The organism is Curtobacterium sp. RIT-PI-V (assembly GCF_025642935.1).
Taxonomy (GTDB): Bacteria; Actinomycetota; Actinomycetes; order Actinomycetales; family Microbacteriaceae; genus Curtobacterium.
Window position 1 is genome coordinate 24256 of sequence record NZ_JANZKM010000002.1, and the last position, 13075, is coordinate 37330.

11 protein-coding genes and 1 tRNA gene are annotated in these 13075 nt (G+C 71.5%); 4 read left to right on the forward strand and 8 right to left on the reverse strand.

Translation table 11 applies throughout. The features are described 5' to 3' along the window. Positions 1-160 precede the first annotated feature (160 nt). Positions 161-2494: an NAD-dependent DNA ligase LigA gene (gene ligA / locus OGL88_RS02265; protein ID WP_263089400.1), complete on the reverse strand. Its 2334-nt coding sequence runs from the start codon at positions 2492-2494 to the stop codon at positions 161-163. A 66-nt stretch (positions 2495-2560) separates the two neighbouring features. Next, complete coding sequence (gene mnmA, locus OGL88_RS02270) at positions 2561-3667, reverse strand: tRNA 2-thiouridine(34) synthase MnmA (protein WP_263089401.1); 1107 nt, start codon at positions 3665-3667, stop codon at positions 2561-2563. 56 nt (positions 3668-3723) lie between these two features. On the opposite strand from mnmA, the gene OGL88_RS02275 reads away from it, so the two are divergent. From OGL88_RS02275 to OGL88_RS02285, 3 genes are all read left to right on the forward strand, one after another. After that, positions 3724-5016 (forward strand): MFS transporter, encoded by a 1293-nt coding sequence (locus OGL88_RS02275; RefSeq protein WP_263089402.1) that lies wholly within the window; start codon positions 3724-3726, stop codon positions 5014-5016. Between the two features lie 157 nt (positions 5017-5173). Beyond that, positions 5174-5254: transfer RNA gene (locus tag OGL88_RS02280), tRNA-Leu, on the forward strand. Positions 5255-5372: 118 nt separating this feature from the next. Then, complete coding sequence (locus OGL88_RS02285) at positions 5373-6074, forward strand: DedA family protein (protein ID WP_205464149.1); 702 nt, start codon at positions 5373-5375, stop codon at positions 6072-6074. A gap of 76 nt (positions 6075-6150) precedes the next feature. On the opposite strand, the gene rdgB is transcribed toward OGL88_RS02285, so the two are convergent. The 3 genes from rdgB to murI form a co-directional block, all read right to left on the reverse strand. Then, the gene (gene rdgB, locus OGL88_RS02290) at positions 6151-6741 is read right to left on the reverse strand and encodes an RdgB/HAM1 family non-canonical purine NTP pyrophosphatase (RefSeq protein ID WP_123340733.1); all 591 of its coding nucleotides are present in this window, start codon (positions 6739-6741) and stop codon (positions 6151-6153) included. Further along, complete coding sequence (gene rph, locus OGL88_RS02295; RefSeq protein WP_111085013.1) at positions 6738-7469, reverse strand: ribonuclease PH; 732 nt, start codon at positions 7467-7469, stop codon at positions 6738-6740. Before rph ends, rdgB begins: the two co-directional genes overlap by 4 nt. A 74-nt stretch (positions 7470-7543) precedes the next feature. Then, entirely contained in the window at positions 7544-8383 is an 840-nt protein-coding gene (murI, locus tag OGL88_RS02300; protein WP_263089403.1) for a glutamate racemase, read from the reverse strand. A gap of 78 nt (positions 8384-8461) precedes the next feature. On the opposite strand from murI, the gene OGL88_RS02305 reads away from it, so the two are divergent. Further along, complete coding sequence (locus OGL88_RS02305; RefSeq protein ID WP_374114418.1) at positions 8462-9712, forward strand: nicotinate phosphoribosyltransferase; 1251 nt, start codon at positions 8462-8464, stop codon at positions 9710-9712. Positions 9713-9791: 79 nt separating this feature from the next. Here OGL88_RS02305 and OGL88_RS02310 read toward each other — a convergent pair whose 3' ends face one another. From OGL88_RS02310 to OGL88_RS02320, 3 genes are read right to left on the reverse strand one after another with little or no spacing between them, the layout of a single operon-like run. Beyond that, positions 9792-10052: a DUF3039 domain-containing protein gene (locus OGL88_RS02310; protein WP_111033217.1), complete on the reverse strand. Its 261-nt coding sequence runs from the start codon at positions 10050-10052 to the stop codon at positions 9792-9794. Positions 10053-10099: 47 nt separating this feature from the next. Further along, entirely contained in the window at positions 10100-11671 is a 1572-nt protein-coding gene (locus OGL88_RS02315; protein WP_263089404.1) for an ABC transporter permease, read from the reverse strand. Next, on the reverse strand, positions 11647-12972 hold the full coding sequence (locus OGL88_RS02320; protein ID WP_263089405.1) for an ABC transporter ATP-binding protein: 1326 nt from the start codon (positions 12970-12972) through the stop codon (positions 11647-11649). The genes OGL88_RS02315 and OGL88_RS02320 overlap by 25 nt, the downstream gene beginning before the upstream one ends. Positions 12973-13075: the final 103 nt, after the last annotated feature.

Below are 13075 nucleotides of genomic sequence, written 5' to 3' on the forward strand. Positions count from 1 at the left end.
GTCCCACCGTCTCCCTGCAGACGACGGGTGATGCTCTGTCGAGTGTAAGGAGAATGCCCGAGGATCGGTCATGCGCGATGCAACTTGTCCCCCGAACTGGGTGCGTCGGACGGCGCGCCGCGGTGTGCGGCCACGTCGCCGGTGTGCTTGCCGCCCGGCGTCAGCCCTCGGACGCAGGGACCTCCGGCTCGGGGAGCGCACTCGGCCCCTCGGTCACGAGCAGGTGGAACTGCTCGGCGTCGATGATCCGGAGCCCCAGTTGCTCCGCCTTCGTGAGCTTCGACCCGGCTCCGGGGCCCGCTGCCACGAAGTCCGTCTTCTTGCTCACGCTCGACGCAGCCTTGCCGCCGGCGGTGATGATGGCCTCGAGCGCACCCTCGCGCGTGTACCCCTCGAGCGACCCGGTCGCCACGACCGTGACGCCGGTCAGGACACCGCCCTCGGCCTCCGCGCCCCCGGGCCCGGGGTGGTCCGGGGTGGTGAACTGCACGCCCGCCGTCGTCCAGCGGTCGATGATCTCGCGGTGCCAGTCGACCTCGAACCACGCGAACAGCGCATCGGCGATGATCCCGCCGACCCCGTCGACCGCCGCGAGTTCCTCGCGCGAGGCGCTGCGGATCCGGTCGAGCGACCCGAAGTGGTTCGCGAGCGCGCGCGCCGCGACCGGTCCGACGTGGCGGATGCTCAGCCCGACCATGATGCGCCAGAGTGGCTTCGTCTTGGCCGCGTCGATGTTCGCGAGCATCTCGAACGCGTTCTTCGACGGGTAGCGGCTCGGCTCGCCGGTGTAGTCGGCCCCGCGGGCGTCGGCGTCGAACGGCGGGTCGGTCTTCTTGCGCGCGCGACTGAACGGGGTCACGCGCTTCGGGGAACCGGCGTCGTCGACCTTCTCCATGCCGGTCTCGGCGTCGCGGACGATCACCTCGATCGGGACGATGTCCTGCATCGTCAGGTCGAACAGCCCGGCCTCGGTCACGAGCGGCGGGGTCTCCGGGTGCAGCGGCTGCGTGAGCGCTGCGGCTGCGACCTCGCCGAGGCCCTCGATGTCGAGCGAGCCGCGCGATGCGATGTGCTCGACACGACCGCGGACCTGCGCGGGGCAGCTCTTCGCGTTCGGGCAACGGAGGTCGATGTCGCCTTCCTTCGCGGGGGCGAGCTCGGTGCCGCACTCCGGGCAGTGGGTCGGCATCACGAACTCGCGCTCCGTGCCGTCGCGCAGGTCGACGACCGGCCCCAGGACCTCGGGGATGACGTCGCCGGCCTTCCGCAGCACGACGGTGTCGCCGATCAGGACGCCCTTGGCCTTGACCACCTGCTGGTTGTGCAGGGTGGCCTGGCGGACGACCGACCCGGCGACCTCGGCAGGGGCCATCACCGCGAACGGGGTCGCACGCCCGGTCCGCCCGACGCTGACGACGATGTCGACGAGCTTGGTGTGGACCTCTTCCGGCGGGTACTTGTACGCGATCGCCCACCGGGGTGCCCGTGACGTCGAGCCGAGTTCCTCGTGCAGGGCGAGGTCGTCGACCTTGACGACGACGCCGTCGATCTGGTGCTCGACCGAGGCACGGCGGTCACCCGTCGAGCGGACGAAGGCGTTCACCTCGTCGATGGTGTCGAAGACCCGGTAGTGGCTGCTCGTCGGCAGACCCCAGGTCTCGAGCAGCTCGTACACCTCGGACTGCGAGCGGACGTCGGTCTCCTGCTCGAGCTCGCGCACGGGCCACGCGCCGATGCCGTGCACCAGCATCCGCAAGCGCCGGAGCCGGTCCACCATGAGCGCGCGCTTCGCCTCGGACTTGCCCTCTTCCTTCTGCCGGAGGGACCCGGCGGCGGCGTTGCGCGGGTTGGCGAAGACCCGTTCCCCCGCCTCGCGCTGGTTCGCGTTGAGCTCGTCGAACTCGGCGACCGGGAAGAAGATCTCGCCGCGGACCTCGACCAGGGGCGGGTGGCCCGTCCCCGACAGCCGGTCCGGGATCGTACCCATGGTCCGGACGTTGCCGGTGACGTCCTCGCCCACGACACCGTCACCACGGGTCGCCGCCGACACCAACCGGCCGTGCTCGTAGCGCAGGTTGATCGCGAGGCCGTCGATCTTCAGCTCGGTCAGGAACCGGACGCGCTCGGAACCGGCGTCGCGCTGCACCTTGACGGCCCACTCGGTCAGCTCGTCCGGGCTGAACACGTTGTCGAGCGAGAGCATCCGCTCGGCGTGCTCGACCGGTGCGAACTGCGTGGTCTGCGCCTGCCCGCCGACGGTCTGGGTCGGGCTGTCCTCGGTCAGGAGTTCCGGGAACCGCTGCTCGATCGCATCGAGCCGGCGGACCAGGACGTCGTAGTCGGCATCGGCTTCCGGTGATCCGTTGTCGCCCTGGTAGTACGCCTGCCGCAGCTCGTTGATGCGGGCCCGCAGCCGGTCGACCTCGCGCCCGGCCTGGGCGGCGTCGAGCCCGTCGGGGTCGATGGTCTCGAACGTGGCGTCGGTCTCGCTCATGCCATCAGTTCTACCGTGTGCCACCGACGGCGCGTGCAGCGGACCCACCGCCCGGGAGCGGCGGTCTCAGGCGCCGACGGGGACGGCGCTGACGGTGCTGTCGATCGTGCACTGTCCGAGCACCCGGGTGCCGACGTAGACCACGGCCGTCTGGCCGGGGGCGACCTCGTGCAGTGGCTCGTCGACGTCGATCACGAGCACGTCGTCCTGCACCCGCGCGGTCGCCGGCACCGGGTCGGCGTGCGCCCGGATCTGCACGTCGCAGGCGAACGGCGTCTGCGGGTCGGCCGGTGCCGTGCCGGCCCAGGTGAAGCGGGAGCCCGACATCGACGACACGGCCAGGGCCTCCTTCGGGCCGACCACGACGGTGTTGTCCTTCGGGCGGATCTCGAGCACGAACCGGGGCTTGCCGTCGGCGGCGGGGCGCCCGAGCGACAGGCCGCGGCGCTGCCCGACCGTGTAGCCGTGCGCGCCGTCGTGGGAACCGACCACGGTGCCGTCGCGCTCGACGACGTCGCCGGTCTCGCTGCCGACGCGGTCGGCGAGCCAGCCGCGGGTGTCGCCGTCGGGGATGAAGCAGATGTCGTAGGAGTCGGGCTTCTGCGCGACCGTCAGCCCACGCTCGGCGGCCTCGGCCCGGACCTCGTCCTTCGACGGGGTCTCCCCGAGCGGGAACATCGCGTGCTGCAGCTGCTCGGCGGTCAGGACCCCGAGCACGTAGGACTGGTCCTTCGCCCACGCGGCCGACCGGTGCAGTTCACGGGAGCCGTCCGGACCGGTGACGATCGAGGCGTAGTGCCCCGTCGCGACGGCGTCGAACCCCAGGGCGAGTGCCTTCTCGAGCAGGGCGGCGAACTTGATGCGCTCGTTGCACCGCATGCAGGGGTTCGGCGTGCGGCCGGCCTGGTACTCGGCGACGAAGTCATCGACCACGTCCTCCTTGAACCGGGCCGAGAAGTCCCACACGTAGTAGGGGATGCCGAGGGCGGACGCGGCGCGCTGGGCGTCCATCGAGTCCTCGATCGTGCAGCACCCGCGGCTGCCGGTGCGGAGCGTGCCCGGCATCCGGCTCAACGCCAGGTGCACGCCGACCACGTCGTGCCCGGCGTCGACCGCCCGGGCAGCAGCCACCGCCGAGTCGACCCCACCGCTCATCGCCGCCAGAACACGCATGCCTCCAGGGTAACCCGCCGACGAACCCCTACCGCTGGCGTACCGTTGGTCGAGCGATGGCCACGACGGGGAACGACTCATTCGACTTCCGGTCCGTCCTGTTGTCCGGGTTCTTGCCCGCGGCGCTCTTCGCCATCGGCGAGGGCGCGATCATCCCGATCATCCCGATCGCCGCGGACTCCCTCGGCGCGACCCTGGCGTTCGCGGGCTTCGTCGCGTCGCTCATCCTGGTCGGCGAACTCATCGGCGACGTACCGTCGGGCATCGTCGTGGCGCGGATCGGCGAGCGGAACGCGATGATCGGCGCCGCCCTGGTGTCGGTCGGCGGCCTCGTCGTCTGCACGACCGCGGCGAACGCATGGGCGCTGGCGCTCGGGGTGTTCCTGGTCGGTGTCTCGACCGCGGTGTTCGCCCTGGCACGGCACGCCTACATGACGACCGCGATCCCGGTCCGCATCCGTGCCCGGGCGCTGTCGAGTCTGGGCGGGGTGTTCCGCTTCGGGTACTTCGTCGGGCCGTTCCTCGCCGCCGGTGTTATCCACCTGACGGGCACCACCGCCAGTGCGTTCTGGATCCACGTCGTGTGCTGCCTGGCGGCGGCGACCGTGCTCCTGGTGCTGCGCGACCCCGCGACGGGCGCGCGCGGTCTGCGGATGCCGCCACGGGCCTCCCGGTCTGGGTCGGACGCGACCGGCGTGACCGAGCCGTCCACCGACACCGGCGCGGTCTTCGTCGGCAAGGAGGCGCACGGCCTCTTCCGGACGTTGCGCACGAACCGGGCCGTGCTGCTGCGGCTCGGGAGCGGTGCCGCGCTCATCGGCGCGATGCGTGCCGGACGCCAGGTGATCCTGCCGCTGTGGGCGGTCAGTGTCGGGTTGGACGACTCGACGGCGGCTCTGATCATCGGCATCGCCGGTGCCGTCGACTTCGCGCTGTTCTACACGAGCGGCCAGATCATGGACCGCTGGGGGCGGTTGGCGAGTGCACTCCCCTGCATGCTCGGGCTGAGCATCAGCTACTTCCTGCTCGCCTGGAGCGGGCACCTCGACGCGCGGGTCGGCTGGTTCGTCGGGATCGCGATGGGGATGTCGCTCGCCAACGGCGTCGGCTCCGGCATCCTCATGACGCTCGGCGCCGACCTGGCTCCGCGCGACGACCCGGCGCCGTTCCTCGGAGCCTGGCGGTTCACCGGCGACTTCGGGTCGGCAGCGGCACCGCTCGTGATCTCCGGGGTGACTGCCGTCGCGACGATCGCGGTGGCCAGCGGTGTGATGGGCGTGCTCGGCCTGATCGGTGCCGGCGTGCTGCTGCGGTACGTGCCGCGGTACCTGCCGCGCGCGCTGCGCTGACGCGCGCTGCGCACCGCGCGCCGCCGTCCCCCACGACTCCGTGCGAGGTTGATCACTCCGTGCGCGCTTTCTGCGCCGCACGGAGTGATCAACCTCGCACCAGCGACGTCCGCCGACGTCCGCCGACCAGGGACCGCTCGGTAGACTGCCGCTGCTCGCGGGAGTGGTGGAATCGGTAGACACGCAGGATTTAGGTTCCTGTGCCCCAGGCGTGAGGGTTCGAGTCCCTCCTTCCGCACCGACCGTTGCGTGCTCGCGCATCTCATACCACCGAGGGACGTTCCGGTCACGCGCGGACGGTACCCTCGTCGTGCGGGTGACCCTCCCGTCACCGCATCTGCACGACCGGAAGAGACATGCACTCCGTCGCACTCGCCCTGATCCCATGGCTGGATCCGCAGTACATCCTCGACCACTTCGGGGCAGTCGCCGTGCTCGTCGTCTGTGCGATCGTCTTCGCCGAGACCGGTCTGCTGATCGGCTTCATCTTCCCGGGCGACAGCCTGCTCGTCATCACCGGCCTGTTCGCGTTCGACCGCGGCGGCGAGATCGGCGGCATCCCGATCTGGGTCGCGGCCCTGATGATCGGCGCGGCGGCGTTCCTCGGCGGAGAGCTCGGCTACTACATCGGCAAGAAGGCCGGTCCGCCGATCTTCGAGCGCAAGGAGAGCGGTCTGTTCTCCAAGGCGAACGTCGAGCGGACCAACGCGTTCTTCCACCGGTTCGGCCCGCTCGCGGTGATCCTGGCGCGCTTCGTGCCGGTCGTCCGCACCTTCGCGCCGATCGCCGCCGGCGTCGGCCGCATGGACTACAAGAAGTACTCGCTCTACAACGCGATCGGCGCTGTCGTCTGGGGCGTCGGCGTGACGTTCCTCGGGTACTTCATCGGGCACATCCCGTTCGTCGCCCACATCGTGCGCGAGTACATCGACATCATCCTGCTCGCTGCCGTCGTGGTGACCGTCGTGCCGATGGCGCTGACCTACATCCGGAACGCCCGCAAGGCGAAGAAGCACGAGCACCAGGCCGAGTCGACGGCCGTCGACCCGCAGCTGTAGCTGTCGCTGTCGCCGGACCGGACGCGACAGGCCCACACCGTTCGGTGTGGGCCTGTCCTCGTCGCGGGTGGGCGGTTCAGAGTCCGAAGTGCTCCCGCACGACCGGCGCGATGCCCCGGAACGCCTTGCTGCGGTGCGAGAGGGCGTTCTTCTCGTCGCGGGTGAGCTCGGCCGACGAGCGGTCGGCGTCGTCCGGCCGGAACACCGGGTCGTAGCCGTGTCCGCCGTCGCCGACCGGCGCGGTCAGCACCTCGCCGTTCCACACCGCCTCGACCACGTGCTCGAACCCGTCGGGCGTGACGAACGCGGCCGCGCACACGAAGGCAGCGGTCCGCTCCACGACGCCGTCCAGGTTCTGCAGCAGCAGCGCGATGTTGTCGGCGTCCGACCGGGTGCCCGCGTACCGCGCCGAGTGGATGCCTGGGGCGCCGTCGAGCGCGTCGACCGCGATGCCGGAGTCGTCGGCGAGCGCCGGCAGCCCGGTGTGGGCGACCGCGGCACGGGCCTTGATCAGGGCGTTCGCGGCGTAGGTGTCACCGTCCTCGACCGGCTCGGGGCCGTCGTACCCGACGAGCTCGACACCCTCGCCCAGCGCCGACCCGAGGATCTCGCGGAGCTCGACGACCTTGCCCTGGTTGTGGGTGGCGAGGACGACGGTGCCGGTCACGCGAGCCCCAGCACGGTCTTCTGGATCGCCGCGAGCGACTGGTTGCCGGCCAGGCCCAGGTCGAGCAGGACGTTCAGCTCGTCGCGGTCGAACGGCGCGTGCTCGGCGGTCCCCTGCACCTCGATGAACTTGCCCGACCCGGTCGTGACGATGTTCATGTCGGTGTCGGCGGCGGAGTCCTCGGTGTACGCCAGGTCGAGCATCGGCTCGCCCGTGACGATGCCGACCGAGATCGCCTGCACGCTGTCTGTGAGCGGGGTGGCCTTCTTGCCGATGAAGCCCTTGCCGCGGCCCCACTCGATCGCGTCGACCATCGCCACGTAGGCGCCCGTGATCGACGCTGTGCGGGTGCCGCCGTCGGCCTGCAGCACGTCGCAGTCGATGACCAGGGTGTTCTCGCCGAGGGCCTTCGTGTCGACCACGGCACGGAGCGAACGCCCGATCAGCCGGGAGATCTCGTGCGTGCGGCCACCGACCTTGCCCTTGATCGACTCGCGCTGCATGCGCTCGTTCGTCGACCGCGGCAGCATCGAGTACTCGGCGGTGACCCAGCCGGTGCCCTTGCCGGCGAGCCAACGGGGCACGCCGTTCGTGAACGAGGCGGTGCAGAGCACCTTGGTGTTGCCGAACGAGATGAGCGCGCTGCCCTCGGCCTGCGTGCTCCACCCCCGCTCGATGGTGACGGGACGGTGTTCCTCGGCCTGGCGGCCGTCGATGCGGGTGGTCATGGTGTCCTTTCGGTCCGGCCTGGAGGCGCGGTGCGGGTCATCGGAGCGGGCGGCGGCTGGCGGCTGGTCGCCGCTCAGGCCCGCCTACGGGGCAGCGTGATGGCGCCGGTCTCGAGGTGGCCGACGCGGACGATCTCGGGGCCGAGGAACCGGCGGGCGAGCCGCAGGAACCCGTCCTCGTCGTCGCCGGTCGACTCGAACGAGTACGTCGGGGCGGTGGTGGAGGTGCGTTCGAGGCCGTGCTCGACGAGCCGCCGGTACACGTCGTTGGCGGTCTCCTCGGCACTCGACACCAGGGTGACGTCCGGGCCCATCACGTACTGGATGGCCGCGGACATCAGCGGGTAGTGGGTGCAGCCGAGCACGAGGGTGTCGACGTCGGCGGCGCGGATCGGGTCGAGGTACCCGGCGGCGACCTCGCGCAGCTGCGGCGACGAGGTGTCCCCCGCCTCGACGAACTCGACGAACCGCGGGCACGCCGCCAGGGTCAGGGTGACGTCCGAGGCGACCGCGAAGGCGTCCTCGTAGGCGCGCGAGGTGATGGTGCCGACCGTGCCGATGACGCCGATGCGCCCGGTCCGGGTCTGCTTCACGGCGGCGCGGGCAGCGGGTTGGATGACCTCGACCACCGGGATGCCGTACGCCTGCTCGTACCGTTCGCGGGCGTCGCGGAGCACGGCCGATGACGCGGTGTTGCAGGCGATGACGAGGGCCTTGACGCCGAGTTCGACCAGGTCGTCCATGACCTCGAGCGCGTAGCGGCGGACGTCGGCGATGGGCTTCGGGCCGTACGGCGAGTGCACGGTGTCGCCGACGTACCGGATGCTCTCGCGCGGCAGTTGGTCGATGATCGCGCGGGCCACCGTGAGCCCGCCGACCCCGCTGTCGAAGACTCCGATCGGTGCATCCGTCACGGTGACCAGCGTACCGACGCTCGCAGTAGTGTCGGGGAGGTGACCAGCGCGCTCCTGACGGACCAGTACGAACTCACCATGGTCGACGCGGCCCTGAAGGACGGCACCGCCCACCGGCGGTGCGTCTTCGAGGTGTTCGCCCGGCGCCTGCCCGACGGTCGTCGCTACGGCGTCGCGGCCGGCCTCGGCCGGTTCCTGACCGCCCTCGGCGACTTCCGCTTCGGCGACGACGAGATCGGGTTCCTGCGCGACCGCGGGGTCATCGACGAGGGCACCGCGGCGTTCCTCGCCGACTACCGGTTCACCGGGGACGTCCGGGCCTACCGCGAGGGCGAGGTCTACTTCCCCAACTCCCCGATCCTGCAGATCGAGGGCACGTTCGCCGAGGCCGTCGTGCTCGAGACGCTCGCCCTGTCGGTCTTCAACGCCGACTCCGCCATCGCCTCGGCCGCCGCGCGCATGGTCTCCGCTGCCGACGGTCGTCCGCTCGCCGAGATGGGCTCCCGCCGCACCGGCGAGTGGAACGCCGTCGCCGCAGCACGGGCCGCGTACATCGCCGGCTTCGGCGCGACGAGCAACCTCGAGGCAGGCCGCACCTGGGGCATCCCGACGATGGGCACCGCGGCGCACGCGTTCACCCTGCTGCACGACTCCGAGGAAGAGGCGTTCCGGTCGCAGCTCGACGCCCTCGGCAACGGCACGACGTTGCTCGTCGACACCTACGACATCGAGCAGGCCGTCGAGACCGCCGTCCGACTGACCGACGGCAAGCTCGGCGGTGTCCGCATCGACAGCGGCGACCTGCCCTCGGTCGTCGCGGCCGTCCGGGCGCAGCTCGACCGGCTCGGCGCGACCGACACGAAGATCACGGTCACGAACGACCTGGACGAGTACACGATCGCGGCCCTCCGTGCGGCCCCGGTCGACTCGTACGGCGTCGGCACCTCGGTGGTCTCCGGCTCCGGACACCCGGCCGCCGGCATGGTCTTCAAGCTCGTGGCACACCGGTCCGCCGACGGCGACGACTGGGTCGCCGTCGCGAAGAAGTCGGCGGACAAGGCCTCGATCGGTGGCCGCAAGGAAGCCGGCCGACGTCTGCGCAACGGTGTCGCCACGGCCGAGGTCGTGCTCACCGCCGGACAGGTCGGCCCCGACGAGCGCCCCCTGCTCGTGCCCGTGGTTACCGGCGGCGTGGTCGATCCGGCGTTCCTCGGAGCGCAGGGCGTCGAGGCCGCGCGAGCGCACCACCAGCGGGCGAAGGCCGAGCTGCCGGCGGACGCCGCGCGCATCGGTCGCGGCGACCCCGCGATCCCCACCCTGGTGATCTGAGCGGTCTGCGGACGCAGACGACGGACGGGAGGCCCGTGGCGGCGTCGCCACGGGCCTCCCGTCCGTCCTGGGGTCGCTGCTACTCGGACTTCATCTTCTCGTAGATGGCCTTGCAGTCCGGGCACACCGGGAACTTCTCCGGGTCGCGGCCCGGGATCCACTTCTTGCCGCACAGCGCCTTGACCGGCTTGCCGGACAGGGCGGACTGCAGGATCTTGTCCTTCTTGACGTAGTGCGAGAACCGCTCGTGGTCGCCGGGTTCGATCGCTTCGTCTTCGAGGAGCTTCTCGAGCTCCCGGTCCATCACGTCGAGGCCGCCGCCTGGTTCCGTCATGCTCATGGGTCCAGGGTACGACGGTCTGCGCGCGTTGCGCTCGTTCCGGAACGCTAGTTGCGCTGCGCCGCGGCCAGCAGGTCCGGGCCGCGCCGGTCGAACAGCCGCCCGCCCGCGAAGATCCCGATGACGAGCACGACCACGCCGACCCCGATGCCCACCGCGAGCGTCAGCATCGACCACGGCTCGGCGCCGCGGACGAAGGCCAGCACCGCGAGCCACGCCGCCGGGACGGTGCAGAGCACGATGCCGATCACCATCATCGACTGCGCGACCGTCGCCGTCACCCCCGCGGCCTGTGGCTGCTGGAACGGGTGGTCCCCCGGCCGCACGGTCGGGTAGGGCAGCAGGACGGACACGACGCTCGACAGCCCGAGTCCGGACAGCAGGGCGCTGGCGCTCACGCCGATCAGCAGCGGGAACACCGTCCAGTCGTCGAACAACCAGGCGGACACCGCCGAGCCGGCCACGATCGCCGGCGCACCGACGACGAGCACCGGGACGACACGGCCGAGACGGTCGCTCCACCCGGGAGCCCCGGAGGCGACGTGCAGCCACACCGCGGTGTTGTCGTACGAGACGTCGTTGTGCGGCAGGAACCCGGCGATCAGCGCCATCAGCGGCAACGGCACGAGCGCGGTCCAGTGCCACGGCACCCCGGCGACCCCGAGCGGGATGACGACGAGCGGGACGAACAGGATGATCAGGTACGAGGTGCGGTACCGCGGGTCGCGCACCCAGTAGGTCAGGGCGCGGGCGGCGACGGCGGCGACCGGGGTCGAGCCGAGCCGGTCGAACCAGCCGAGCCCCTGGTAGCGCCGGGTCCGGGTGCGACCGTCGACGGTGTCGAGCGCCCGACCGACGAGCGCCCACCACGCCCAGGTCAGCAGGGCGACGACGGCGATCGCGACGAGCAGCTTGAGGAACCCGGTGCCGGCGTGGCCGCTGGCGACCTCGGCGGGCACGGCCCAGGCGGCGCCCCACGGCGTCCACCCCGCGACGTCCGCGACGCGCTGCATCTCGGTGCCCTCGGGGTCGAGCCAGTCGACGCGGAGCAGCAGCGAGACCGCCGGGATCGCGAGCACGATGATCACGAGCGCGACGAGCCACCCGGCGTCGCGGGACCGGTGCGGACCGATCAGCCGCGAGCCGACGGTGCAGCACACGCGGACCAGCAGCGCGCAGGTGGCGATCGCGAGCAGGCCGCCGATCACCGCGAGCACACCGGTACCGGCGTCACGCGCCCAGGCGACCGACTGGGCGACGGCCACGACGACGACCCCGATCACCGGGACGCCGATCAGCCCGGCGACGACCAGGCCGATCGCGAGCCCTCGACGGCCGATGCCGAACACCGCGAAGCGCCGCGGGTCGAGCTGGTCGCTCCGTCCGACGACGAGCGGGACGACGGTGAACGCGAACGCGATGAGCGTGCCGACCGGCACGGTGACCGCGCGGGCCGTGTCGGGGTCGGCGGAGCGCAGCGCGACCGTCTGCGTCGCGACGAACACGGCGGCGAGGAGCCCGACGAGGCTGCCGAGCACGACGAGCACGGACCGGCGGGCGCTGCCGCGGACCTCGCCCGCGAGCAGGTCGGCCCTCAGCCGGAGAAGCTGTGCAACCATTCCATGCTCTCTGCCACGACGCGGCCGCCCGCGAGTTCGACGAACTTGTCCTCGAGGCTCTTGCGACCGCGCACCTGGGCCATGGTCCCCGAGGCGAGGACCTTGCCGCCGACGATGATGGCGACGGAGTCGCAGGTGCGCTGCACGAGCTCCATGGAGTGGCTGGAGAGCACGACGGTGCCACCGCCGCGCGTGTAGCGGCGCAGGATGTCGGTGATGGTCGCAGCGCTCACGGGGTCGACCGACTCGAACGGTTCGTCGAGCACGAGGACCCGCGGCGAGTGGATGAGCGTGGCGGCCAGGGCGATCTTCTTCGCCATGCCCACCGAGTAGTCGGCGACCTGGCGACCGAGCGCCTCGCCGAGCCCGAACGCCTCGGCCAGGTCGGTGCTGCGCTCACGGGCCGTGGCACCGTCGAGACCGCGCAGGGTGGCCGAGTAGTAGAGCAGCTGCGCACCGGTGAGGCGATCGAACAGCCGCAGGCGGTCCGGCAGCACGCCGAGGCTGCGCTTGGCGGCCGTGGGGTCGGCCCAGACGTCGTGGTCCAGGACCGTGACGGACCCGGCGTCGGGACGCAGCAGGCCGGTGATCATCGACAGGGTGGTCGTCTTGCCGGCGCCGTTGGGGCCGACCACGCCGAAGATCGAGCCCTGGCGGATCTCGAGGTCGACCTCGTCGACGGCGAGGGTCTGCCCGTACCGCTTGACGAGGCCGTCCGCGGCGAGCACGACGGGCTGCAGCTTCTGCGGGGCCTTGGACGCGGTGGCCCGAGGAGCACGCTTCTTCGCGGCGGGGCTGGACGCGGTGTCGGTCTCCGGTGCGTCGGTCTCCGGTCCGCCCTGCGCCGTATGCGCGGTCGCGTCCGTCGCGGACGTCGCGTCGCTCGCCGCGGAGCCGGGAGGCACGGTGCCGGTCGCGCCGGCGGCCGTCGCCGGTCGCTTGGTGCGTTGCTTCGTCGTGCGGGGCTTGGCAGGTCGGGCGCCGGTGGTCGTCGTCGGGGCCGCTGCCGCGGCACGCGCTGCGGTACCGGGCGCTGCGTCCGACTGCGGCTCGGTGACCGGATCGGTGTCGGCGGCCGTGGTGTCGGCGGCCGTGGTGTCGTCGGTCATCTCGTCATCAACGGAGGCGTCGCGCGCATCCGGATCCCCCATGTCGTCGTCGTCGGCGTCGTCCCCCGCCGCGGCGTCCACCCGATCCGCGGCACGCTCGTCGGCGTCCTGCTCGTCGGTGTCACTCGCTTCGGTCATCCAGGCAGCGTCGGTCGTGGCGTACACGTCCTCGTTCTCTGCTCTGGCGGCCATCGCCCAACCGTACCAACGCTCTCCGGACAGCGGGGAACCGCCCGCTCCAGTGTCACGAAATGAGTACGAAGCGCGGCAGATCTACCCCTTGAGCGGGTGTTTC

Excerpts from the sequence above, each read along its gene's own strand:
- ligA (WP_263089400.1), bottom strand. The coding sequence starts at position 2,494 with ATGAGCGAGACCGACGCCACGTTCGAGACCATCGACCCCGACGGGCTC.
- OGL88_RS02275 (WP_263089402.1), top strand. The coding sequence starts at position 3,724 with ATGGCCACGACGGGGAACGACTCATTCGACTTCCGGTCCGTCCTGTTG.
- OGL88_RS02315 (WP_263089404.1), bottom strand. The coding sequence starts at position 11,671 with ATGGTTGCACAGCTTCTCCGGCTGAGGGCCGACCTGCTCGCGGGCGAG.
- OGL88_RS02310 (WP_111033217.1), bottom strand. The coding sequence starts at position 10,052 with ATGAGCATGACGGAACCAGGCGGCGGCCTCGACGTGATGGACCGGGAG.
- mnmA (WP_263089401.1), bottom strand. The coding sequence starts at position 3,667 with ATGCGTGTTCTGGCGGCGATGAGCGGTGGGGTCGACTCGGCGGTGGCT.
- OGL88_RS02305 (WP_374114418.1), top strand. The coding sequence starts at position 8,462 with ATGGTCGACGCGGCCCTGAAGGACGGCACCGCCCACCGGCGGTGCGTC.
- OGL88_RS02285 (WP_205464149.1), top strand. The coding sequence starts at position 5,373 with ATGCACTCCGTCGCACTCGCCCTGATCCCATGGCTGGATCCGCAGTAC.
- rph (WP_111085013.1), bottom strand. The coding sequence starts at position 7,469 with ATGACCACCCGCATCGACGGCCGCCAGGCCGAGGAACACCGTCCCGTC.
- OGL88_RS02320 (WP_263089405.1), bottom strand. The coding sequence starts at position 12,972 with ATGGCCGCCAGAGCAGAGAACGAGGACGTGTACGCCACGACCGACGCT.